Annotated in this window: 21 protein-coding genes and 1 tRNA gene; 11 read left to right on the forward strand and 11 right to left on the reverse strand. The window is 63.0% G+C overall.

Annotated elements, in window-relative coordinates; translation table 11 throughout:
• Positions 1 to 68: 68 nt before the first annotated feature.
• A tRNA-His gene (locus DY201_RS23030) sits at positions 69 to 145 on the forward strand.
• Positions 146 to 260: 115 nt separating this feature from the next.
• Positions 261 to 554 carry an I78 family peptidase inhibitor gene (locus tag DY201_RS23035; protein ID WP_115733236.1) on the forward strand — a complete coding sequence of 98 codons (294 nt, stop codon included), beginning with the start codon at positions 261 to 263 and terminating at the stop codon, positions 552 to 554.
• A gap of 438 nt (positions 555 to 992) precedes the next feature.
• Here the strand turns inward: DY201_RS23035 and DY201_RS23040 are convergent, their stop codons facing one another.
• The 6 genes from DY201_RS23040 to DY201_RS23065 all read right to left on the reverse strand — a co-directional run bounded on the left by DY201_RS23040 (position 993) and on the right by DY201_RS23065 (position 6712).
• Positions 993 to 1304, reverse strand: coding sequence for a hypothetical protein (locus DY201_RS23040; RefSeq protein WP_067965203.1), 312 nt, complete (start codon positions 1302 to 1304; stop codon positions 993 to 995).
• 165 nt (positions 1305 to 1469) lie between these two features.
• On the reverse strand, positions 1470 to 2288 hold the full coding sequence (locus tag DY201_RS23045) for an ABC transporter permease (protein WP_115733237.1): 819 nt from the start codon (positions 2286 to 2288) through the stop codon (positions 1470 to 1472).
• A gap of 1 nt (position 2289) precedes the next feature.
• On the reverse strand, positions 2290 to 3201 hold the full coding sequence (locus DY201_RS23050; RefSeq protein WP_115733238.1) for an ABC transporter permease subunit: 912 nt from the start codon (positions 3199 to 3201) through the stop codon (positions 2290 to 2292).
• 8 nt (positions 3202 to 3209) lie between these two features.
• On the reverse strand, positions 3210 to 4349 hold the full coding sequence (locus DY201_RS23055; RefSeq protein ID WP_115733239.1) for an ABC transporter ATP-binding protein: 1140 nt from the start codon (positions 4347 to 4349) through the stop codon (positions 3210 to 3212).
• 65 nt (positions 4350 to 4414) lie between these two features.
• Positions 4415 to 5515 carry a polyamine ABC transporter substrate-binding protein gene (locus tag DY201_RS23060; RefSeq protein WP_115733949.1) on the reverse strand — a complete coding sequence of 367 codons (1101 nt, stop codon included), beginning with the start codon at positions 5513 to 5515 and terminating at the stop codon, positions 4415 to 4417.
• Between the two features lie 240 nt (positions 5516 to 5755).
• The gene (locus DY201_RS23065; RefSeq protein ID WP_115733240.1) at positions 5756 to 6712 is read right to left on the reverse strand and encodes a DMT family transporter; all 957 of its coding nucleotides are present in this window, start codon (positions 6710 to 6712) and stop codon (positions 5756 to 5758) included.
• 260 nt (positions 6713 to 6972) lie between these two features.
• Between DY201_RS23065 and DY201_RS23070 the strand changes: the two genes are divergently transcribed.
• On the forward strand, positions 6973 to 7521 hold the full coding sequence (locus tag DY201_RS23070) for an NADPH-dependent FMN reductase (RefSeq protein ID WP_115733241.1): 549 nt from the start codon (positions 6973 to 6975) through the stop codon (positions 7519 to 7521).
• Entirely contained in the window at positions 7518 to 8759 is a 1242-nt protein-coding gene (locus DY201_RS23075; protein WP_115733242.1) for an MFS transporter, read from the forward strand. Before DY201_RS23070 ends, DY201_RS23075 begins: the two co-directional genes overlap by 4 nt.
• A gap of 165 nt (positions 8760 to 8924) precedes the next feature.
• Here DY201_RS23075 and DY201_RS23080 read toward each other — a convergent pair whose 3' ends face one another.
• Entirely contained in the window at positions 8925 to 9374 is a 450-nt protein-coding gene (locus DY201_RS23080; protein ID WP_115733243.1) for a S41 family peptidase, read from the reverse strand.
• A 506-nt stretch (positions 9375 to 9880) separates the two neighbouring features.
• Between DY201_RS23080 and DY201_RS23085 the strand changes: the two genes are divergently transcribed.
• Positions 9881 to 11938 carry a putative bifunctional diguanylate cyclase/phosphodiesterase gene (locus DY201_RS23085; RefSeq protein WP_115733244.1) on the forward strand — a complete coding sequence of 686 codons (2058 nt, stop codon included), beginning with the start codon at positions 9881 to 9883 and terminating at the stop codon, positions 11936 to 11938.
• 8 nt (positions 11939 to 11946) lie between these two features.
• Here the strand turns inward: DY201_RS23085 and DY201_RS23090 are convergent, their stop codons facing one another.
• Positions 11947 to 13389, reverse strand: coding sequence for a helix-turn-helix domain-containing protein (locus tag DY201_RS23090; protein ID WP_115733245.1), 1443 nt, complete (start codon positions 13387 to 13389; stop codon positions 11947 to 11949).
• Positions 13390 to 13633: 244 nt separating this feature from the next.
• Here DY201_RS23090 and aceA point away from each other — a divergent pair, with 244 nt between their 5' ends.
• From aceA to DY201_RS23105, 3 genes are all read left to right on the forward strand, one after another.
• On the forward strand, positions 13634 to 14923 hold the full coding sequence (aceA, locus tag DY201_RS23095; RefSeq protein ID WP_067965225.1) for an isocitrate lyase: 1290 nt from the start codon (positions 13634 to 13636) through the stop codon (positions 14921 to 14923).
• 94 nt (positions 14924 to 15017) lie between these two features.
• Positions 15018 to 15260 carry an SMc00767 family acetate metabolism repressor gene (locus DY201_RS23100; RefSeq protein WP_067965227.1) on the forward strand — a complete coding sequence of 81 codons (243 nt, stop codon included), beginning with the start codon at positions 15018 to 15020 and terminating at the stop codon, positions 15258 to 15260.
• Positions 15261 to 15493: 233 nt separating this feature from the next.
• Positions 15494 to 15940 carry an ANTAR domain-containing protein gene (locus DY201_RS23105; RefSeq protein WP_115733246.1) on the forward strand — a complete coding sequence of 149 codons (447 nt, stop codon included), beginning with the start codon at positions 15494 to 15496 and terminating at the stop codon, positions 15938 to 15940.
• A gap of 3 nt (positions 15941 to 15943) precedes the next feature.
• Here the strand turns inward: DY201_RS23105 and DY201_RS23110 are convergent, their stop codons facing one another.
• Positions 15944 to 16654 (reverse strand): HAD family hydrolase, encoded by a 711-nt coding sequence (locus DY201_RS23110; RefSeq protein WP_115733247.1) that lies wholly within the window; start codon positions 16652 to 16654, stop codon positions 15944 to 15946.
• 137 nt (positions 16655 to 16791) lie between these two features.
• Between DY201_RS23110 and DY201_RS23115 the strand changes: the two genes are divergently transcribed.
• The 3 genes from DY201_RS23115 to DY201_RS29170 all read left to right on the forward strand — a co-directional run bounded on the left by DY201_RS23115 (position 16792) and on the right by DY201_RS29170 (position 19794).
• Positions 16792 to 18228, forward strand: coding sequence for a glutamine synthetase family protein (locus DY201_RS23115; protein ID WP_165915799.1), 1437 nt, complete (start codon positions 16792 to 16794; stop codon positions 18226 to 18228).
• A gap of 117 nt (positions 18229 to 18345) precedes the next feature.
• Entirely contained in the window at positions 18346 to 19632 is a 1287-nt protein-coding gene (locus DY201_RS23120) for an NAD(P)/FAD-dependent oxidoreductase (protein ID WP_115733248.1), read from the forward strand.
• 3 nt (positions 19633 to 19635) lie between these two features.
• A complete protein-coding gene (locus DY201_RS29170) occupies positions 19636 to 19794 on the forward strand; it encodes a hypothetical protein (protein WP_165915800.1) in 159 nt (52 codons plus the stop codon).
• A 54-nt stretch (positions 19795 to 19848) separates the two neighbouring features.
• Here DY201_RS29170 and DY201_RS23125 read toward each other — a convergent pair whose 3' ends face one another.
• Positions 19849 to 21324, reverse strand: coding sequence for a sensor histidine kinase (locus DY201_RS23125; protein WP_115733249.1), 1476 nt, complete (start codon positions 21322 to 21324; stop codon positions 19849 to 19851).
• Positions 21321 to 21995 carry a response regulator gene (locus DY201_RS23130; RefSeq protein WP_115733250.1) on the reverse strand — a complete coding sequence of 225 codons (675 nt, stop codon included), beginning with the start codon at positions 21993 to 21995 and terminating at the stop codon, positions 21321 to 21323. Before DY201_RS23130 ends, DY201_RS23125 begins: the two co-directional genes overlap by 4 nt.
• Between the last annotated feature and the right edge of the window lie 25 nt (positions 21996 to 22020).

The raw sequence follows: 22020 nt of genomic DNA on the forward strand, positions 1-22020 counted from the left end.
AGTGGAATATGCGCAAAGCTCTTGAAATGCGTCCGAAGAGTCCGTATTGACGCCGCACCAACAGGTACGCGGTTGTAGCTCAGTTGGTTAGAGCGCCGGATTGTGGATCCGGAGGTCGGTGGTTCGAGCCCACCCAACCGTACCAACTTCTCCCCTAAAACAGCATCAAGTATCGATCACAGACTGCACGGCCTTGCGGATGGTGCAGCCGAATTCCGGCCCGATCGTCTGCTGAAATCGCGAATCAAAGGACCTTGCCCATGATCGACCTGCGCGTTGCAGCCGGCATTGCCACGACGATCATCATCCTCGCCGGATGCCAGAAAGGGCCTGCGGCGGGACAGCCGACATCGGGAACCTGCAATCGCACTGCTGCAGAATCACTTGCCGGCAAGGACCGGCTCGCCGACGACGAGGTGAAGCGTCTCACCGGTGCGACGATCGTTCGCCAGCACAAGCCCGGCGACCCGGCGACGATGGATTTCCGCCAGGAGCGCGTCACCGTCGAAACCGATCCGGTGACCGGCAAGATCGTCCGCGCGTTTTGCGGCTGACCTCGAACCCGAACGCTGGCAACCGGCCACGCTTGATACGAAATTCCTGGATCTTTCAAACTGCGCGACATCGGCTGGTCGGCCTGGGGACCCCGTAGGCCTGCTGGCACCCGGCGCAGACTGGCCGGCGACGAACCCTTCGCCGACGAGACAGCTACCTGATCGAGGCAGCGCCCGGGCTTAGGAACGACTGGTCCGTGGGGAAGGTTGGGGGTGAGGACTATCTGCTGTCGAGTGCCAGCGACCACATGGGTCTATCACAGGTTTCCAGGGTCGCGGCGGACGCAACAGCCAAGGCTGTTGCCAACTACCTGCGCAACCTGGACCGTAGCTAGCGGTGCGAACAGAACCCACGGCATAAGTAGAAACCGCAAGACGGCGCGCTTCGGATGAAGCGCGCCGTCTTTGTTGACCCTGACGGGACGAAACTTGAGGTACTTACTGGCAGGGCGCCAGATAGGTCACCGGCTTGCCGTAGCGGTCGTACATCGGCCGGCCACGATTGTCGTACTGGTGGTAGCGGCATTCGCCGGGCGCCGTTCCGGCGCCGATCATCGCGCCGGCGAGGCCGCCGATGACAGCGCCCGCAACCGTGGCGCCGGTGTTGCCGCCGATGGCCTGGCCAACGAGGGCACCGCCCACGGCACCTACGGCACCGCCGCCAACGGCGCGTTCCTGCGGGGTGTTACAGGCCGTAGCGGCCAATGCGACGAAAGACAAAGCTGCAGCTGTGGCTAGAAAACGCGTCATCAACCCTACTCCTTGAAACTATCGCCACGACGCTATCATGGCGACTTTTGCTTATCCAGTGGCATACCCTTGGAAACTCTGGCCTTTTCGGCCGATCCAGGGTCCTTTCCTTATGCTCGGCATAGCTGATCGCCGCCGTTGCCGGCAACGGACCAGAACGCCAGTTCACCCTCGCTGCGCTGCCTGTTCGTCACGCAGGCGCTGGACCTCGCGCCGCTTGTTGACCAGCGAGGCGGCAATGACACCGCAGGCGACGATGGCGATCAGGATTGTACAGGCGGCGTTGATCTCGGGCGTCACGCCGAGGCGCACCTGGCTGTAGATCTTCATCGGCAAGGTGGTAGCGCCCGGCCCCGAGGTGAAGCTCGAAATCACCAGGTCGTCGATCGACAGCGTGAAGGCCAGCATCCAGCCGGAAATGATCGCCGGCAGGATGACCGGCAAGGTGATCTGGAAGAAGGTTTTGACAGGCGGCGCGCCGAGATCCATCGCCGCTTCCTCGAGCGAGCGATCGAAGGTGACAAGCCGCGACTGCACCACGACAGCGACGAAGCACATCGAGAAGGTGATGTGGGCAAGCGTGAGCGTGAAGAAGCCGCGATCCAGGCCCACGGCGACGAACAATAGTAGCAGCGACAGGCCGGTGATGACCTCCGGCATGACCAGCGGCGCGAACACCATGCCCGAAAACAGCACCCTGCCCCTGAAGCGCGTATAGCGGGTCAGCGCCAATGCGGCGAGCGTGCCGAGAATGGTCGCCATCGTTGCCGAGATCAGGCCGACGCGGATGGTCACCCAGGCCGCGTCCATCAGACCCTGATTGTGGAAGAGCGAGACATACCATTTGGTCGAGAAGCCGCCCCAGACGGTGACGAGCTTCGATTCGTTGAAGGAAAAGACGACCAGCAGCACGATGGGCAGATAGAGGAAGGCAAAGCCCAGCACGATGGCCGTGATGTTGAAGCGGCTCCAGCTCGAGTTCATCTCAGCGCCCCTGTTCCTGGGCGCGTGCCTGCGCCTGCTGGAAGAACATGATGGGTACGACCAGCAGCAGAAGCAGGATCACCGCCACCGCAGAGGAAACCGGCCAGTCGCGGTTGGCGAAGAACTCGTTCCACAGCGTCTTGCCGATCATCAGCGTCTGCGAACCGCCGAGAAGGTCGGGGATGACGAACTCGCCGACAGCCGGGATGAACACCAGCAGGCAACCGGCGATGACGCCAGGCAGCGACAGCGGGAAGGTGATCTTCCAGAAAGCGGTAGCTGGCGGGCAGCCGAGGTCCTGCGCCGCCTCGATCAGCGAATAGTCCATCTTCTCCAGCGCCGAATAGAGCGGCAGGATCATGAACGGCAGGTAGGAATAGACGATGCCGATGAAGATCGCCGTGTGCGTGTTGAGTATCACCAGCGGCTGGTCGATGACGCCGGTGGCAAGCAGCAGCTGGTTGAGCAGGCCCTCGGGCTTGAGGATGCCGATCCAGGCGTAGACCCGGATCAGGAAGCTGGTCCAGAACGGCAGGATCACCAGCATCAGCAAGGTCGGACGGATGGTCGCCGGCGCGCGCGCCATGCCATAAGCGATGGGATAGCCGACAAGCAGCGCGAGAAACGTCGAAATCCCGGCGATGATGACGCTTGAGACATAGGCGTTGAAGTAGAGCGCGTCCTGCGTCAGCCAGAGGTAGTTGTCGAAGCTGAACTCGCCAATCTGCGACATCAGGCCGGACATGCCGTCCGAAAGCCCGAGCACGGGCGTATAGGGCGGCATGGCGATTGCCGTCGTCGACAGCGAGATCTTGAAGACGATGAAGAACGGAATGAGGAAGAAGAACAGCAGCCAGAGATAGGGGATGAGGATGACGAGGCGGTCGGTGATGGCGGAGAGCGGGTGTTTCATCTCCCCACCTATCGCGTCAGAACGACGCCGGCGTCGTTTCGGAATGAGATCCAGGCCTTGTCGTCCCAGCTCAGCGGGTCCTCGGTGGCGCGCGTCGCGTTGAGCGAGCTCGCCTTGACCACCTGGCCGTTGCCGAGTTGGACGTGGAAGATGGTCATGTCGCCAAGATAGGCGATGTCATAGATTTCGCCTTCCATGACATTGTCGCCGGTTTCCGGCTTCTTCGACGAGACCTTGATCTTTTCGGGCCGGATGGCGAAGGCGACCTCGCTGCCGGCGGCAGCGTCACCGGCATTGGCCGTGCGGATGGTGACACCATTGGCGCTGGCGATTGTCGCGCCCGCGCCGTCGCGGTCGGCGACCTTGCCTTCGAACATGTTGATGTTGCCGACGAAGTCGGCGACGAAGCGCGAGCCCGGCGCTTCATAGACCTCGGCCGGTGTCGCCACCTGCATCACTTCGCCCTTGTCGAGAATGGCGATGCGGTCGGCCATCGTCATGGCCTCTTCCTGGTCGTGGGTGACGACGACGAAGGTCAGGCCCAGCGTCTGCTGCAGGTCCATCAGTTCGAACTGGGTTTCCTCACGCAGCTTCTTGTCGAGCGCGCCGAGCGGTTCATCGAGCAAAAGCACCTTGGGCCGCTTGGCCACTGCGCGGGCCAGTGCGACGCGCTGGCGCTGGCCACCCGAAAGCTGGTGCGGCTTGCGTTTGGCGAACTGGCTGAGCTTGACCAGCTTGAGCATCTCGGCAACGCGGGTGTCGATATCGGCTTTGGGCATGCCGTCCTGCTTGAGGCCGAAGGCGATGTTCTGCTCGACCGTCATGTGCGGGAACAGCGCGTAGGACTGGAACATCATATTGACCGGCCGCCGGTAGGGCGGGATGCCGCGCAGGTCCTGACCATCGAGCATGATCTGGCCGGAGGTCGGTTCTTCGAAGCCGGCCAGCATGCGCAGCAGCGTCGACTTTCCGCAGCCCGAGGCGCCAAGCAGCGCGAAGAACTCGCGCTCGTAGATCGACAGAGACAGGTTGTTGACGGCGGTGAAGTCGCCGAACCTCTTGGTGACGTCCTTGAATTGAATGTAGGGCTTGGCGTCTGGCTTGTTCCAGGGAGCAAACTCCCTGCGGATATTGCCGAGCGATTTCATTTCCCTCTCCCACCTGCCCCTGATGCGAAACCCGGCGCCGATGGCGCCGGGCTCGTATGGCTGAATTATTGTCCGGTGACGATCTTGGTCCAGCTGCGGGTCACCGCGCGCTGGGTCTTGGGATCGTAAGGCGGCACGGTGAAGAGCTTGGCGAGCGTCGCTTCGTCAGGATAGATCGCCGTATCGCTGGTGATCTCCTTGTCGATGAACTGCTGCGATGCCTTGTTGCCGTTGGCGTAGAAGATGTAGTTCGAGGCCTTGGCCGCGACTTCCGGCTTCAGCATGTAGTTGATGAACTCGTGCGCCTCGGCGACATGCTGGGCATCGGCCGGGATCGCCATCTGGTCGAACCACATCTCGGCACCTTCCTTGGGGATGACGTAGTCGACGACGACGCCCTGATCCGCCTCCGCGGCGCGGTCGCGCGCCTGGAAGACGTCACCCGACCAGCCGACGGCCAGGCAGATGTCGCCATTGGCGAGCGCGTTGATGTATTCCGACGAATGGAACTTGCGGATCGACGGCCGCACCGCGAGCAAGGTCTCTTCCGCCTTGGACAGGTCGCCGAGTTCGGTCGACTGCGGCTTGAGCCCGAGATAATTCAGCGTGGTCGGGAAGATGTCGGTTGGCGAATCCAGCACGTACACGCCGCAATCGGCCAGCTTGGCCAGTTGTTCCGGCTTGAAGACCACGTCCCAGCTGTCGATCTTGTCGATGCCGAGCGCTTCCTTGATCTTCTTCTGGTTATAGCCGATGCCCACCGTGCCCCACATGTAGTTGACCGAGTATTCGTTGCCCGGATCGTAGGCGGCGGTACGCGAGCTGACCACGTCCCAGACGTTCACCAGGTTGGGCAGCTTGGACTTGTCGAGCTTCTGGTAGACACCGGCCTGGATCTGGCGCGCCAGGAAGGGGCTGGCCGTCGGCACCACGACGTCGTAGCCGCTGCCACCGGCGAGCAGCTTGGTTTCAAGAATCTCATTCGAATCGTAGACGTCATAGACGACCTTGATGCCGGTCTCCTTGGTGAAGTCTTCGATGATCGTCGAGTCGATGTAATCGGACCAGTTATAGACGTTGACGACCCGCTCCTGGGCGCCGGCGGGGATTGTAAACACGGCGATAAGGGCTGACGCGGCGGTCAGCCAAAGCGCTCTACGGTTCATGGCAGTCTCCTTTTGCGGACGCACCCGTCCCGGCGCATCCTGGTCCTGTACAAAAATCGAGTGTTGAAGGTAGCGCGCTCCCGCCAGCTCGCGGCTCGGCGCAAACGTTACGGCGATTTACATCTGCGGACACCGAAGCCCCGGCAGTGGAACCTGGCAAGATACGCCTGTATTTTTGTTACCCTCGGGGTCAGCCTGCCCGCCGGACGGTAGTATTGTCAATGGTAAACAGTGGATTGCTCAATCCGGCATCGGCATGCCGGTGACGCCGGGTCTTTGCGGTTGCGCCTGGCGCCTGAATTCGAGCCCCAGATGCACAAGCAAAGCAACGAAAATAACAGCACCTCCGGCAATGGTGCGAAGCGACGGCACTTCGGAATGAACGAGCCAGACCCAGATCGGCCCCAGCATCGGCTCGAACGTGCCGATCAGGGCGGCAACGGCGGCCGGGATCAATCTTGCCCCGGTCGCAAAGAAGGCGAGGCCCAGCCCGAGATTGACGACGCCGAAGGCAAACAGGAACCCCATTTCGCGTGGCGTGACGGCAAAGGCAGAGGCCTGCGAGGCGGCAAAGGCTGCTGCGATCATGGTGCCCAGGCATGTGGCCGGCGTCATGCGCACATGCGAGAACCGGCGGGTGATGACGGTGGCGATCGAAAACACCACCGCAATCAGCAAGGCGAGGCCGTCGCCGACAGGCGAAACCTGGCCGGTGAGCGACTCGGAGACCATGATCGCCACCCCCAGTATCACCGCCAGGATCGCCACCCATGTCGCCAGCGCCACCCGCTCGCGAAAAAGCACCCAAGCAAAGAGCGCCGCCAGCAGAGGCACGCCGGCCTGCATCAGCAGCACGTTGGCAACGGTGGTGTAGGCAAGGGCAATAACGAATGACGTCGAGGCGGTGGCAAAGCAGATGGCAACCAGCAGCCCGGGCAAGCCCATGCCACCGAACAGCTGCAGCGTTCCGCGCAGGCCGTCGCGCCAGGCCATGAAGGCCAGAAGGAAAGCGGCGGCCCAGAACGAGCGCCAGAACACCACGGTCCAGATGTCGTCGATCTCGATGAAGCGCCCGATGGCGCCGCCGAGGCTCCACATCAACGCCGACAGGAACACCAGGGCTATGCCCAAACGCTCGTCCCGCCGCGAAACCTGCAGCGCATTGGCGTTGGAAAGCGGGACTGCCGGGTCTGTCATGGCCTCAGTATCGATGACGTCGGGGCGACTGGATATGCTCAAAACGACTTGAAGCGGTCCAATTCGCTACCGCATCAACTCAGACGAAGCGAGGTCCAGCCCATGGCGATGGTTGTGGCAACCTAAGCCCCTGCAAACGATCACCGGCGGCAGTGTCGACGGACAATTTCACTGCGTGCGAATTTCCGCTTGACCTAAATATTAGTTGAGGTTTTACAGAAGCGGCTCCGACACGAAAAACAATATGGAGCTACCCGAACATGCCCCCGAAAATCAAGCTCGCCATCATCTATGGCAGCGCCCGCGAGGGCCGATTCTGCGATACCGTCGTCAACTGGGTCACTGCCGAGGTTGCGGGTCACCAGCAATTCACGATCGAGCTTGTCGATCCGCGCGACCTCGGCAGAAATCGCGCTGAGGTGGCCCGCCGCCTCGGCGACGCCGACGCCTTCATGGTGGTGACGCCGGAGTACAATCACGGCTACACCGCCGACCTCAAGGCGCTTATCGACGCGCACAGCATCCAGTGGCAGGCCAAGCCGCTGGCATTCGTCTCCTATGGCGGCATTTCGGGCGGGTTGCGGGCGATCGAACAGTTGCGCCTGGTGTTTGCCGAACTGCATGTCGTGGCAATCCGCGACACGGTCAGTTTCGCCAGCGCCTGGAGCAAGTTCGATCGCAACGGCACGCTGATGGACCCGCACGCCTCGCGCAAGGCGATGTCGGCGCTGCTTGCTCGCCTGCAATGGTGGGCGATCAATCTGCGCGAGGCACGCGCCAACACGCCATATCTGGAGGTGGCCGCATGAACGCGCTGCAACAGGTTCGTGTCGCGGAAGCGGCTGCTGCACCCGACCGGCTTGCCGGCCGCAACGTAACATTGCTTCTGATCAGCACGCTGACGATCATGTCGGGCGCAACGATTTCGCCGTCGCTGCCGGCGATCGAAAGCCATTTCGCCGGCAGTCCAGACGTCGAAATTCTGACAAGGCTCGTGCTGACGCTGCCAGCGCTGTCCATTGTCATCTGCGCCTCATTCGCCGGCGGGCTGGCCGACCGCTTCGGCCGCCGGCCGCTGTTGATCGTTGCAGCGCTGCTCTATGGGCTGGGCGGTATGTCGGGGCTTTTGGCGGAGAGCCTGCCCACACTTCTCGTCGGACGCGCGCTGCTCGGCATTGCTGTTGCCGGCATCATGACGACGGCAACAGCGCTTGTCGGCGACTATTTCAGCGGACCGGCGCGTGATCGCTTCATGGGGTATCAGTCGGCATTCGTCGGCTTCGGCGGGCTGATCTTCCTGACCGGAGGCGGCATGCTCGCAGAACTGCACTGGCGTGCGCCCTTCGCCGTCTACGGCCTGTCGCTGCTGCTGATCCCGGCAGTCATCGCCTTCATCGACGAGCCGGTCCGCAGCCGCTTGCCGTCGTCGACCATTTCCACCCGAGCCTCGGCGGGCACGGCATGGCTTGCAGTCTTCACCGTTTACATCGCGGCCATGCTCAACAGCGTCGCATTTTACCTGCTGCCGACCCAATTGCCGTTCCATCTCAATGCCATGGGCATCGGTTCGCCGACGCTGGCTGGCCTTGCGATCGGGCTCAGCAGCCTGATCGGCGCGGTTGCCGCACTGGCCTATGCGCGCCTTCGCGCCAGCCTTGGCGTAATCGGCGTGTTCGGCCTCGCCTTTGGTTTGATGGCGACAGGCTACATCCTGCTGGGACTGGCGAACGCGCTGGTCATGGTCCTGCTGGCCGCCGCGGTGGTCGGCCTGGGCCTCGGCATCATGATGCCCAACATCGCGGCTGCGGCAATGGCGGCCGCGGCGCCCGAAGTGCGCGGACGTGTTGCAGGCGGCATGACCGCCAGCATCTTCGCCGGGCATTTCATCTCGCCCTTCGCCAGCCAGCCGATGATCGCGGCATTCGGCTTTGCCAACACTTATCTCTATGCCGGGCTCGCTGTCGGCAGCATCGCTGTGCTCGGCGGAGCATCCGCAATCCTCCGCGCAAGCACCGACAGGTCAAACAGGGCGGGCCTCAAAGGCTAGAGGCCCACCCTGCCTCCTACTTGGCCTGTTTTGCCAGCTTCAGCACTTCCGACAGAACGGCATCGTCGCCTGAAACATAGCTGGCGAAAGTCTGGGCGACTGGAACCGTGGGCAGCAGGGAACCTGCGGCGGTGCCGTAGAAATAGTTCGGCAGGAAACAGATGGTCAGCTGCGACAGCCGGCAGCCGTTTTCCCAGTCGTGGTAGGCGGTGGTGTCTCGGAACGCGACCTGGAGTTGGGCATGACCGTCGTGCCGCCCTCGCCCCACATCTGGCCGGCATCTCCCATTTCCTCGCCGACCAGCACGGCGCGCGCGCCGGCGTAGTACTTCAGCCGTGATGCGATGCTGATCGCCGCCGAGAAGGTATTGCCGCTGGTCAGGATGAAGATGCGGCCATTGGCTACGACCTCCGGCAGCAGGCGCGAAAAATCGGTGGCAAGCATGTAGTTGCCGCCCGGGCTGAACCTCAGGTCAACGACGGCATGCCTGATCTTGCGCTTGCCGGCCTCGGCAAGCACGTTGGCCAAATAGTCGGCCATCGGCGCCCCGTCCGCATCGCGGAACCGGTTGAGCTGGAGGTAGAGGATATCGTCGCCTCGAGGTAGCTGTGCCACGCGTTCTGATCAGGACGCGAGAGGTAGGGCGGCGTGACGCCTTCCAAAACATGGACCCAATGGGCGTCACTATTGTCAGTGGCAACCGGGCTGAGATCGCGCTTCGGCCACACGGTTCTCGTCGATGGCTCACCTTTATCCAGTTCGACTGCAAGCGTGCGCTCGATCTCGGTGCCGTCGGCCTTGCGGAAGCGAAACGCGCTCTCGTCCGCCTTGGCGGCGAGCTTGGACGCGTGGAGCAGTTCGGGCGAAATCATGAAATTCGGCGGGCCGGGCATCAGAACTACTCATGTGAACCTCCAAACACTGGGGCGCCCGGTCTCGGTGAGCACATGGGGCGGCGCACGCGACCTTCAATTACATGCCAAGTCAACCACGCGTCGTGGCCCAACGGGGTGAAACGGATCGGCAAGGTTTGTCCCGGATAAAGCCGGGCAAACTCTGGATCTGCGCGTCGCGCCTTCCGAAAACGACCCGAGTTTCGGCCGACGCGCAAGGAACCCTTCATGCTGACCGTACTCAACTGCCTCGTCACCGCCCACGACTACCGTTTTGTCGCCGCCGCCCTGGCCATCTGCGCGCTCGGCTGCGTGGTGTCGATGCGCCTGTTCGCCCGCGCCCGTAACGTCAGGCGTGCCAAGCACGCGGCTTTCGTCGTCATGGCTGGCCTCGCCGGCGGCATGACGATCTGGACGACACATTTCCTGGCGATGCTGGGCTTCATCCCCGATGTCGAGCACGGCTTCGAACCCAACTTCACCGTGCTGTCGCTGGCCTTCGCCATCGCCACCTCGATGGCCGGCTTCCTCATCGCCGCCAGCCGGGAACGCGACTGGATGATCGAGGCCGGCGGCGCAGTCATCGGCGCCGGCATCGCGTTGATGCATTTCACCGGCATGCGCGGTTTCGTGGTCGCCGGAACGATCAGCTACGATCCGTCCTTCGTAGCCTTTTCCATCGCAGCGGGTGCAGCACTCGGCATGCTGGCAACCAACCGCGTGGCGCGCGGAACCAGCCGCGACAGCCAGTATGCCGGCATGGCCGCGCTGATCCTGGGCATCGGCATGATGCACTTCACCGCCATGGGTGCGGTGCAGATCACGCCCGACCCGCGTGTGGTGGTCCCCAGCCAGATGATGACCGACAGCGTGCTGGCGATCCTGGTTGTCCTGGTGACAGTACTCGTGGTGATGCTCGGCGCGGTGACCCATCTCGCCGAGGAGCAGGGCCAGCAGGACGCCGTCGCCCACTTCCGGCACCTGGCCATGCATGATCCGCTGACCGGCTTGCCCAACCGCGCCGCCGTTCGTGACGAACTGCCGATGCGCCTGAAGCAGGCGGGCGGCACCTCGCTGGCACTCATTGCGATCGATCTCAATCGCTTCAAGGAAATCAACGACGTCTACGGCCATGCAGCCGGCGACGCAGTGCTGGTCCAGACCACGGCGAGGATGCGCGCAGCGCTGATCGACGGCGAGTTCTTCGCCCGTATCGGCGGCGACGAGTTCATCGCGGTAAAGCCGTTCACCCGTGCAAACGAGGTCGAGGAATTCGCGGCGCGCATCAGCGATGCCTTCTCGCGCCCCAACGAACTGGGCAAGGGCCGCTTCTCGACCAGCGCCAGCATCGGCATTTCGGTCTATCCCAAGGACGGCGACAGCGTCGACGAACTGACGACACGCGCCGACCTCGCCATGTACCGTTCCAAGAAGCTGCAGGACGGCACCTGGTGCTGGTATGACGCCGACGCCGACGAGGACGGTCGACGCCGCGGCCAGATCGCCATCGGCCTGCGTAGCGCCATCGCCGATGGTGCGCTGCGCCTGGTCTACCAGCCGCAAATCTCGATGAAGAAGCGCCAGTTGCTCGGCTTCGAAGCGCTGCTGCGCTGGTCCAGCCCGCAGCTCGGCGAGGTCTCGCCTGCCGACTTCATTCCGGTCGCCGAGCAGACCGGCATCATCGTCGAGATCGGCGACTGGGTGCTGATGCAGGCATGCCATGAGGCGACGCAGTGGCCGGCGCCCACAGGCGTTGCGGTCAATGTTTCGCCGGTCCAGCTGATGCGTCCCAATTTCGCCGAACGGCTGACCGAAATCCTTGATGAGACGGGACTGGAGCCAACGCGGCTCGAGATCGAGATCACCGAAACCATGCTGATCGACAATCCGGGCCAGGCCCTGCTCGTGCTGCGCAAGATCAAGGCGCTCGGGGTCCGCGTCGCCATGGACGATTTCGGCACCGGCTACTCGTCCCTGTCGACGCTGTTTTCCTTCCCCTTCGACAAGATCAAGGTCGATCGCAGCTTCCTCAACGCACTTGGCCGTCAGGCGCAGGCCACCAGCGTCATCGAAACGGTCATCGAACTCGGCCACAAGCTGTCGATCCCGGTTCTGGCCGAGGGCGTCGAGACGGATTTCCAGGCGGCGTTCCTCAAGGACCGACGCTGCGACGAAGCACAGGGTTTTCTCTATGGCAGGCCCGTGGACTCCACCACCGCACATGCACTCGCTCAGTCGGGCACCTGGCAGGACGACAACGCAGCGCTCGGCAAGCTGAGCGCCTGATCCGGCGCTTACTGGAAATCGAAGGCGGACAGGCCAGTCACCATCTCGTCGAGGCCTAGCGGCCTGGTGATCGGCGGTTCGGCCCGAGACAGGCAGCCCGAGCGCTCGCACAGCCGGCAGGCGGGGCCGACGGGGGTCGCCGGCACCACACCCGGCTTGGCGCCAACGGCAAGCGCCGGAAGGGCAGCGCCATAGACGATCTCGTCACGGAAGGCGATGTCGCAGCCGAGCAGGATCGCGGTGCGCCTGGGGCGCTCGCTGAAGGCGCCCTGCGGCCCTTCGAGCGTGCGCGCTACGCACAGAAACTCGGCGCCGTCGGGCATTTCCACCGCCTCGACGAAGATCTGGCCCGGCTGGGTGAAGGCGGCATGGACCGGCAGCTTCGGACAGCCGCCACCGAAACGGCTCTGCGGAAAACCTTGCGCGCCGGCCTTGCGGAAGCGGTTGCCGGCATTGTCGACCTCGAGCATGAAGAACGGCACCGCGGCGCTGCCTGAGCGCTGCAGCATGGTCAGCCGGTTGGCCGCCTGCTCGAACGACACGCCGAAGCGCGAACGCAGCACATCGACATCATAGCGGGCGCGCTGGGCAGCCGAATGGAACGCCTGGTAAGGCATCATCAGCGCATGCGCGGCGTAGCGGCCAAGCTCGAAGCGGGCGAGGCGCTTGGCTTCATCGGAGGAGAGTTTCAGCGCCTGGATTTCGGCGGCGACCGCCACCTGCATGCGGATCAGGCTCGCCTCCATCGCCACTTCGCGCAGTTGGTCGAAGGGTGACAGCCGCTCGGACAGGAACAGACGCTGCGAATGGCGGTCATAGCGGCGCCGCCAGTTGGGCATGGTCGCGACAGGCAGCACCTTGACGACGATGCCATGTTCGCGCCTGAGCCAACCCTTCAACGCGCCGAACAAATCGTCGCCGGGATCGAGCAGCGAGGTGAAGGCTTCGGCTTCTTCTTCCAGCGAGGTGAAGTGGTTGGGCCGGCGCTCGAACACCTCGTGGACTTCGTCAATTGGCAGGCGGGCGCCCGACAGGGCCGTCGTATGGCCCTCGCGCGCCAACAGTTCAGTGAGGTCGGACAGGCGCTCGGCCTGCTCGCGATAGGCGCGGAACAGTTTGATCACCGCAGCCGCCGCATTCGGTGCCGCCTCGGCGATCTCGACCAGTTCCTGATCACCGGGGAGTTCGCCTGACAGCAGCGGATCGGCGAAGACCTCACGCAGGGCTGCGATCGAGCCCCTTGCTTCGCCCTGCAACTCGTCGGGATCGACCTTGTAGACCGAGGCCAGCTTGAGGATCAGCTGTACCGTCAGTGGGCGCTGGTTGCGCTCGATGAGGTTGAGATAGGACGGCGAGATGCCGAGTCCCTCGGCCATCGCCGTCTGGGTCAGGCCCTTCTGGTTGCGGATGCGCCTGATACGCGGTCCGGCGAAGATTTTCTGCTCGGCCATGTCTTTTACACCGAATTTACAACGAAAGGAGGGGAATTACCCTACCCTTCCTTTTACATTCTTTACAAATTTACAGCGACGTCCTGTCAAACGCAACACAGGTTTTCCCTATTATCTGCCGTATTTCGTTGAATTTTCTGGCTGCTTCGGCGCTGCAATGTCAAACAAGTCACATAGAAATCGCCGCAACGAACCCAAGACGCGGTGGCCGCCCCCAGACCAAAGTGACCAGACGGAGTCGACAATGACTGATTTTTACAACCTCGTGCCTTCAGCCCCGGAAGGCCGTTTCGACGGCATCGAGCGCCCCTACTCGCCGGAGGACGTGAAGCGACTGCGCGGCTCCGTCCAAATCAAGCAGACCCTGGCCGAGATGGGCGCCAACCGCCTGTGGAAGCTGATCCACGAGGAGAACTTCGTCAACGCGCTCGGCGCGATGTCGGGCAACCAGGCGATGCAGCAGGTCCGCGCCGGCCTGAAGGCGATCTATCTCTCTGGCTGGCAGGTTGCCGCCGACGCCAATACGGCATCCGCGATGTATCCTGACCAGTCGCTGTATCCGGCCAACGCCGCACCTGAGCTGGTCAAGCGCATCAACCGCACACTGCAGCGCGCCGACCAGATCGAGACCTCGGAAGGCAAGGGCCTGTCGGTCGACACCTGGTTCGCCCCGATCGTCGCTGACGCGGAAGCCGGCTTCGGCGGCCCGCTCAACGCCTTCGAGATCATGAAGGCCTTCATCGAGGCGGGTGCTGCCGGCGTCCACTTCGAGGACCAGCTGGCTTCGGAGAAGAAGTGCGGCCACCTCGGCGGCAAGGTCCTGATCCCGACCGCAGCGCACATCCGCAACCTGAACGCTGCGCGTCTCGCGGCCGACGTGATGGGTACATCGACGCTGATCGTCGCCCGCACCGACGCCGAAGCCGCCAAGCTTTTGACGTCAGACATCGACGAGCGCGACCAGCCCTTCGTCGACTATGACGCCGGCCGGACCGTGGAAGGCTTCTACCAGGTGCGCAACGGCATTGAGCCCTGCATCGCCCGCGCCATCGCCTATGCTCCGTTCTGCGATCTGATCTGGATGGAAACCGGCAAGCCGGATCTGGAGCAGGCCAGGAAATTCGCCGAGGCCGTGCACAAGGCGCATCCGGGCAAGAAGCTGGCTTACAACTGCTCGCCGTCGTTCAACTGGAAAAAGAACCTCGACGACGCGACGATCGCCAAGTTCCAGCGCGAGCTGGGCGCGATGGGCTACAAGTTCCAGTTCATCACGCTGGCTGGTTTCCACCAGCTCAACTTCGGCATGTTCGAGCTGGCCCGCGGCTACAAGGATCGCCAGATGGCAGCTTATTCGGAGCTGCAGGAAGCGGAATTCGCCGCCGAAGTGAACGGCTACACCGCGACCAAGCATCAGCGCGAAGTCGGCACCGGCTACTTCGACGCCGTGTCGATGGCGATCACCGGCGGCAAGTCGTCGACGACCGCGATGCACGAATCGACCGAACACGAACAGTTCCGCCCGGCCGCCGAATAGGCCTGGCTCAAGTTAACCCGGAGGCACAAGGCCTCCGGGCACCGCCAGAGGCAACGCCCGATAGGGCAAAGGCAACCCACCGAGGAGAACCACAATGGCACCGCGTACCCGTGTCAAGGAACGAGCCGAAGAACAGGCCACCACCATGAGCGCCGACCAGCAGGCCGTGATCCGCATCGTCGCCAACGACCTGCACCGCCTCAACCAGTCGGTCATGAAGGCAGTCGAGGCCGGCGTGTCGGTGGAATTGGTCCGCTCGGCCCGTCACCATGGCGGCGACGGCAACTGGGGCGACCTGTTGATCCCTGTCATCGTGACCCAGCAGCCGCACGGCTGACAAGCATTCCCTCTGCCCCCACGGATCCCGTCCGCAGCCCCTGCTGCGGGCGGGATTTGTCTTTTGAGCTATTGCTCGCTGGACTACGGCCCATCTGTCGAATTTCTATCGCCTAAGACTAAAGTCCAATGCTTCTTCCAGCGTATTACTTGACACTCCCCCCAGTTGACGCGAACGTAAGGGACCGAACGCAACCCCTATTGAACAGACGCCCTCAGCTGTCGGCTAAGCCAATGAAATGGAATGACCCAGATTCGGGCGGCAGTCCGGATGAGCGTGCGCGCACCCTTGATGGCGGCGAAGCAGACCTTACCAAAGTGCTTGTCGTTGGCCGTTCTCCGATCAACCGCGTCGTCGTTGCCAAAATCGTCGAACGCTCGGGGTTGAAGACGATTTCGGAAGCACCTGATACGGCGATGGCGATGCTGCGCACCATGGCGCCAGGCACGATCATCCTCGACGGCGGCAGCGACAACAAGGATTGCGACGGGCTGATGCAGTCGATCCTGTCGCTGAGGCTGGCCTCGGGCAACAACCTGCCGTCGGTGATCCTGCTGTCCAACCGCCCCGGCACGCCGGAAAGCCTGTCGCTGTCGAGCGCCGTCGACATCGTGGTGGCCAAGCCGATCACGCCTGAGCGGCTGCAGCCGGTCGTCGAAAAGCTGCTGGGCCGCTGCTAGGCGTCAGCCGAGACTTTTCAGCAGCTCCGACAGCTCGCCGAGATGCTGGAGCTTGCGGAAGCGTTCTGCCGCCGTCGGCTCGTCGACATGCTCATAGGTCCAGGTCAGGTCGTGGGGAATGTAGACTCCCCAGCTTCCAGCTTCGATCGCCGGCACGACATCGGATTTGAGCGAATTGCCGATCATCATGCTGCGCGCGGCCCCATCGCCATGGCGGGCGAAGATGCGCTCATAGGTCGGGCGCGACTTGTCGCTGACGATCTCGACGGCATTGAAAAAGTCGCCGAGGCCCGATTGCGCCAGCTTGCGCTCCTGATCGAACAGATCGCCCTTGGTGATCAACACCAGGCGATAACGACCGGCCAGGGCCTCCAGCGTGTCATGGACATGCGGCAGTGTCTCGATCGGATGGCTCAGCATCTCGCGGCCGGCCGCCAGGATCTTCTCGATCACCGAGGCTGGAACCCGGCCCTCCGTCACCTCGATCGCGGTCTCGATCATCGAAAGGGTAAAACCCTTGATGCCGAAGCCATAGGTACCGAGGTTGCGCTTTTCCGCCTCCAGCAGGCGCGACTTCAACTGCTCTGCCTCGCCATGCTCGGCGAGCAATTCGGCAAAATGCCTTTCCGTCATGCGGAAGAACTGTTCGTTCTGCCAGAGCGTGTCGTCGGCATCGAATCCGATGGTGGTGAGGGCGGGCAAAGCAGATGTCATCGCGGATCTCTAGGCCGAAAATCGCACTGAAACCAGCTGATTTCAGCTCGAACCAAAGCAGAATCGCCTGACAGCCCCCCTTTTCTTATTTCATGGCGCCCGGCTATACTCGGCAATCTGCAACGACAATCTGGTGAATGATGCCGCCTGCAAAGAAGGAAGTCCGTCCGACCACTCGGGGGGCTCGCGCCCGCACGCCCGCATTTGTGAAAAACAAGCGTGGTGTGAAGAACTGGAAGGAAGCCTCCGAATGGCTCGAATGGCGCGGTATCGAGGACATAGAGTGCATCACGCCTGACCAGGCCGGCGTTGCCCGCGGCAAGATGATGCCGTCGAGCAAGTTCACCTCCAACACCTCGCTGGCCTTGCCTTCGGCGCCGTTCATGATGACGATCTCAGGTGTCTACCCCGAGGACGGCAACGGCTTCGAATATCCCGAGGACGACGGCGACCTCAAGCTGGTGCCTGACCTGTCGACGCTGTCGGTCGTGCCGTGGGAGGACGATCCGACCGCCCAGGTGATCTGCGATCTCGTCCACCAGGACGGCCGTCCTGTCGAGTTCACGCCGCGCAACGTGCTGAAGCGCGTGGCTGCGGCTTATGACAAGATCGGTCTCAGACCCGTTGTCGCGCCCGAAATCGAATTCTACCTCGTCCGCAAGAACCCCGATCCGGATTATCCGCTGACCCCGCCCGTCGGGCGCTCAGGCCGCCCGATCGGCGGCGGTGCTGGCTATTCGATCGCCGGCGTCAACGAATTCGACGAACTCATCGACGACATCTACCATTTCTCCGAGGCGCAGGGCCTGGAGATCGACACGCTGATCCACGAGGAAGGCGCCGGCCAACTAGAGATCAACCTGCGCCACGGCGACCCGATCGAGCTCGCCGACCAGGTGTTCCTTTTCAAACGCACGATCCGCGAGGCGGCGCTGAAGCACGATACCTACGCCACCTTCATGGCCAAGCCGATCCAGGGCCAGCCGGGCTCGGCGATGCACATCCACCAGTCGATCATCGACAAGAAGTCCGGCAAGAACATCTTCACCGGCGAGGATGGCACGGAGACCGACGCGTTCTTCCATTTCATCGGTGGCATGCAGAAGCATGTGCCGAATGCGCTGGTGATGCTGGCGCCCTATGTGAACTCCTACCGACGGCTGACGCAGGCGGCATCGGCGCCGGTCAACAACAAGTGGGGCTACGACAACCGTACAACGGCCTTCCGCGTGCCGCGGTCGGATCCCGCTGGGCGGCGTGTCGAAAACCGCATACCGTCATCGGATGCCAACCCCTATCTGGCACTGGCGGCGTCGCTCGCTTGCGGGCTGATCGGCATGAACAACAAGCTGCCGGCCGAGCCCCCGGTCCTGACCACAGCCAACGAGGATGAGATCGATCTGCCGCGCGGTCTGCTCGAGGCCGTCGACCTGTTCGAAAGCGATGACGAACTGGCAACCATGCTGGGCAAGTCCTTCGCCTCGACCTACGCAGCGATCAAGCGCGCCGAGTTCGAAACCTTCATGGAAGTGATCAGCCCGTGGGAGCGGGAATATCTGTTGCTGAACGTCTGAAGAAGCAAACGAATAGAGCTTAGCGAACAGAAAGGGGCTCCGCCCCTTTCACTACTCACTACTCGCTATCGCTCCTCGTTATTCGCTCCCTGAAATTTCCGGAGCCCTCTCCGCATCATGACCTACAACTCCCCCATCTCTCCCGGCCTGTCCTGGTACGAAGATACCGCCGGGCCGCGACCTGAATACCCTGCCCTCGACGGTAACAGGCTGGCAGATGTCGTCATCATCGGCGGCGGCTTCACCGGGCTTTCGGCGGCGACGCATCTGGCCAAGGCCGGCACCAATGTCATTTTGATCGAGGCGCATCGCTTCGGCGACGGTGCTTCGGGGCGCAATGGCGGCCAACTCGGCACCGGCCAGCGCGCCTGGGCCGAAGAGCTTGAAGGCGAGCTTGGCTTCACCCGCGCCAAGGCATTGTTCGACCTGGCCGAGGAAGCCAAGGCGCACCTGCTCGATTTCACTGCTGCCAACGGTATCGACATCGACTACATGCCCGGCCAGATGTCGGTGGCGCACAAGCCGCGCTACGTCGACGACTACAAGGCTCATGCCGAGATCATGGCCAGCCGCTTCGACTATCCGCATGTCAGCTTCATGGACGCGAGCGAAACCGCCGAGCGGCTCGGCTCGACGCATTACTACGGCGGCACCCGCGACATCGGCACCGGCCACATCCATCCGCTCAAGCTGGTGATCGGCACCGCGCGCGTGGCGGCCTCTGCCGGCGCCCACATCTTCGAGAATACGCCATCGACCGGCATCACGTCGCAGGGTGGCAAAGTGCAGGTGAAAACGCCGCGCGGCACAATCACGGCGCAGAAATGCCTGATCGCGGTCAACGCCTATGGCGGCAAGCTGGAGCCGGTGAGTGCCGCCCATATCATGCCGATCGGCTCTTTCATCGGCGCCACGGTGCCGCTGGGCGCGGATTCGAAGGTGATTCCCGGCGGCGAGTCTGTCGACGATTCCCGCTTCGTCGTGCGCTACTTCCGCAAGTCGCGGGATGGGCGGCTGCTGTTCGGCGGGCGCGAGATCTACGGCGTCAACGACCCCAAGGACATCCACATCCACATCCGCAAGCAGATCACCGAGATCTATCCCGAGCTGAAGGATGTCGAGATCACCCATGGCTGGGGCGGCTACGTCGGCATCACCGTGCCGCGCAAGCCGTTCGTGCGCGAGGTGCTGCCGAATGTCATCTCGATGGGCGGTTATTCCGGCCACGGCGTCATGCTGTCGAATTTCTTCGGCAAGCTCTATGCCGAAACGGTGGCCGGCAATCGCGACAGGCTAAAGCTGATCGAGGAGTTGAAGATACCGCCCTTCCCCGGCGGCCGGCGTTTCCGCACGCCGCTTCTGTTCCTCGCCCTCAACTGGTTCGCACTGAGGGACAGGATATAGCGCATGGCGGACGAACTGGTCGATCGCATCTACGAAGCGGCCTTCGTCCCGGAACTCTGGTCGTCGGCGCTTGAGGCGATGATCGCCGCCACCGGCCCGGCTTCCGGCGGCATGCTGGTGTCCGACGGCGCGAACCGCCGTCACAACGCCGCCAACCGTTGAGGTCAAGTCCAAATCATGAGTCTCGTCGGCGTCACAGGGCGACTGCCGTGCAGCTTAGCTGACCGGCCTTGCGTCATCCGGATTCACGCCTGATGCCGTCGACTGCCACAGCGGCAACTGCAACCTGATGCGGGCGCCGCGCCAAGGACCAACCAGGATTTCGACGCCGCCGCCATGCAGTCGGGCGATCTCGCGGGCAAGGTTGAGCCCGAGGCCGGCGCCGCTGTTGCGCGGGCGCAGGCGATAGAACGGCTGGAAGACGCGCTCATGCTCGTCGTCGGGAATGCCGGGGCCCTCGTCGTGAATTTCCAGCCCGCCCTTGGCGTCAACCACTACCGAAATGATGCCCTCGCCGCCGCCATGGTCGATGGCGTTGCGCAGAAGATTGGTCACAGCCTGCTGGATTTGCGACGGCTGGATGTTGACCAGCACGCTCGACGCCGCCGGCTCGAAGGAAAAGTCGTAACCGGCGGAAAGCGCCAGCGGCGCAAAATCGGCGGCGAGATGGCGTGCGAATTCGACGAGGTCGACGACCTCGCGGGCGCCGGCCGATTGGTCGAGCACCTGACGGTCGAGCAGTTGCTGCGCCAGATGCGACAGGCGCTCGATGTCCTTCAGCAGGCGCGCGCTTTCGGGATCTTCGCGCAACAGTTCGGCGCGGGTGCGCAGGATGGCGATCGGCGTGCGCAGTTCGTGCGCCGCATCGGTGAGGAACCGATTGCGCTGGTCGTAACCCTGGCCGAGGCGCGACAGCGCATGGTTGAATGCCTGCACCATCGGCTCGATTTCGGTCGGCACATTGGCGGTCGGCAGTTGCACGCCGCGGTTGTCGATGTCGATACGGCCGGCCTGCCTGGCCGTCGCGACAAGGCCGGCGAGCGCCCGGCGGACCACCGTCGGCGTGACGACAAGGGTCGTCCCGCCCATGACGATGAAGAAGGGCGCGAGAAACGACACGATGATCAGCGCAACCGTGGGACCGATCTTCATCCACTCGATCTGTCCGTCAGCGTTGCGGGTTCCGTCGAGACTGAGCTGGAATGTGACATCGACGCCGTTCGTCTCGGTGCGGGACAGAACTGTCGACGTAAGGATTTGTACCGCTCCGGCGGCGGTTTGCCGATTGGCCAGAATAGAATCGGGCCGAACGTCATAAACCGGGAAATGCAGGAATGCGTACTCGATGCCCCACGGAATTCTAAGGTCTTCCCCGGCATAGGCGTCCGGGACCTTACCCAGTCGCATGGTCTTGCCCGCCTCGTCACGAACGACCAGCCAGAGATTGGGGTAATTCTTCCGCGCCTCGAGCATCTCCTTGGTGTCGCGCAAGAAGAGGTTACCACTCGCATCCCTGGCAACGGCTCCGGATACAGCCTCCACGGCGGTTTCGTTGTCACTGAGCAGGCGCGGCTCGAGCAGGAACAGCACCAGCCAGATGAGACCGACGAAGGTGAACAAGGTCGCGGCCTGCAGCAGGATCAGCCTGCGCACGAGCAGCCACTGCAGCGAAACAGGACGCAGCTTCTTCATGCCACGGCGCGCAGGAGGTAGCCGAGATTGCGGATCGCCCTGATCTCGACCCCGGCAGAGACATCGTCGAGCTTGCGGCGCAAGCGCGAGACGTGAGAATCGAGCGCGTTGGAACCGATCTCGTCGTCCATGGCGTAGACCGATTCTTCAAGCGTCGCGCGCAGGACGGTGCGGCCGGGCCGGCGCAGCAGCGCTTCCAGTGCCAGCTGCTCACGCCGCAAAAGCTCCAGAGGCTTGTCGCCGACACTCGCCTCACGGTGGTGGAAATCATAGGTGAGCCGGCCGATCACCGTCTGCTCGGATCGCAACGCGACTGGGCGACGGTGCAGCGCACGCAACCGCGCCATCAGCTCTTCCATGGCAAAGGGCTTGACCAGATAGTCGTCTGCGCCGGCGTCGAGACCGGCGACACGATCATTGAGGCCGCTGAGCGCGGTCAGCATCAGAATCGGCGCATCGACACGTAGCGCGCGCAGCTTGGGGATCAGGTCGAGACCTTCGCCATCCGGCACGCGGCGATCGAGCACGATGGCGTCGTAAGGCCCGAACTCGGCCGCCGCCTCGGCGTCCGCAAGCGTGGCGACGTGATCGACGATGACGTTGCGACGTGCCAGCGCCGACTTCAGCACCGAAGCCATCTCCGGCTCGTCCTCGAGCAGCAAAATGCGCATGCACGTATTCCCTCGATCAGTCCTC

The sequence above is a fragment of the Aminobacter aminovorans genome (assembly GCF_900445235.1).
In the GTDB taxonomy this organism is placed as follows: domain Bacteria; phylum Pseudomonadota; class Alphaproteobacteria; order Rhizobiales; family Rhizobiaceae; genus Aminobacter; species Aminobacter aminovorans.

What these genes read in the sequence shown, in the direction of transcription:
- DY201_RS23050 (WP_115733238.1), bottom strand. Translation starts at nt 3,201, where the DNA reads ATGAAACACCCGCTCTCCGCCATCACCGACCGCCTCGTCATCCTCATC.
- DY201_RS23110 (WP_115733247.1), bottom strand. Translation starts at nt 16,654, where the DNA reads ATGACATCTGCTTTGCCCGCCCTCACCACCATCGGATTCGATGCCGAC.
- DY201_RS23085 (WP_115733244.1), top strand. Translation starts at nt 9,881, where the DNA reads ATGCTGACCGTACTCAACTGCCTCGTCACCGCCCACGACTACCGTTTT.
- DY201_RS23115 (WP_165915799.1), top strand. Translation starts at nt 16,792, where the DNA reads ATGATGCCGCCTGCAAAGAAGGAAGTCCGTCCGACCACTCGGGGGGCT.
- DY201_RS29170 (WP_165915800.1), top strand. Translation starts at nt 19,636, where the DNA reads ATGGCGGACGAACTGGTCGATCGCATCTACGAAGCGGCCTTCGTCCCG.
- DY201_RS23090 (WP_115733245.1), bottom strand. Translation starts at nt 13,389, where the DNA reads ATGGCCGAGCAGAAAATCTTCGCCGGACCGCGTATCAGGCGCATCCGC.
- DY201_RS23060 (WP_115733949.1), bottom strand. Translation starts at nt 5,515, where the DNA reads ATGAACCGTAGAGCGCTTTGGCTGACCGCCGCGTCAGCCCTTATCGCC.
- DY201_RS23070 (WP_115733241.1), top strand. Translation starts at nt 6,973, where the DNA reads ATGCCCCCGAAAATCAAGCTCGCCATCATCTATGGCAGCGCCCGCGAG.
- DY201_RS23130 (WP_115733250.1), bottom strand. Translation starts at nt 21,995, where the DNA reads ATGCGCATTTTGCTGCTCGAGGACGAGCCGGAGATGGCTTCGGTGCTG.
- DY201_RS23035 (WP_115733236.1), top strand. Translation starts at nt 261, where the DNA reads ATGATCGACCTGCGCGTTGCAGCCGGCATTGCCACGACGATCATCATC.
- aceA (WP_067965225.1), top strand. Translation starts at nt 13,634, where the DNA reads ATGACTGATTTTTACAACCTCGTGCCTTCAGCCCCGGAAGGCCGTTTC.
- DY201_RS23100 (WP_067965227.1), top strand. Translation starts at nt 15,018, where the DNA reads ATGGCACCGCGTACCCGTGTCAAGGAACGAGCCGAAGAACAGGCCACC.
- DY201_RS23105 (WP_115733246.1), top strand. Translation starts at nt 15,494, where the DNA reads ATGAAATGGAATGACCCAGATTCGGGCGGCAGTCCGGATGAGCGTGCG.
- DY201_RS23045 (WP_115733237.1), bottom strand. Translation starts at nt 2,288, where the DNA reads ATGAACTCGAGCTGGAGCCGCTTCAACATCACGGCCATCGTGCTGGGC.
- DY201_RS23120 (WP_115733248.1), top strand. Translation starts at nt 18,346, where the DNA reads ATGACCTACAACTCCCCCATCTCTCCCGGCCTGTCCTGGTACGAAGAT.
- DY201_RS23040 (WP_067965203.1), bottom strand. Translation starts at nt 1,304, where the DNA reads ATGACGCGTTTTCTAGCCACAGCTGCAGCTTTGTCTTTCGTCGCATTG.
- DY201_RS23055 (WP_115733239.1), bottom strand. Translation starts at nt 4,349, where the DNA reads ATGAAATCGCTCGGCAATATCCGCAGGGAGTTTGCTCCCTGGAACAAG.
- DY201_RS23075 (WP_115733242.1), top strand. Translation starts at nt 7,518, where the DNA reads ATGAACGCGCTGCAACAGGTTCGTGTCGCGGAAGCGGCTGCTGCACCC.
- DY201_RS23125 (WP_115733249.1), bottom strand. Translation starts at nt 21,324, where the DNA reads ATGAAGAAGCTGCGTCCTGTTTCGCTGCAGTGGCTGCTCGTGCGCAGG.
- DY201_RS23065 (WP_115733240.1), bottom strand. Translation starts at nt 6,712, where the DNA reads ATGACAGACCCGGCAGTCCCGCTTTCCAACGCCAATGCGCTGCAGGTT.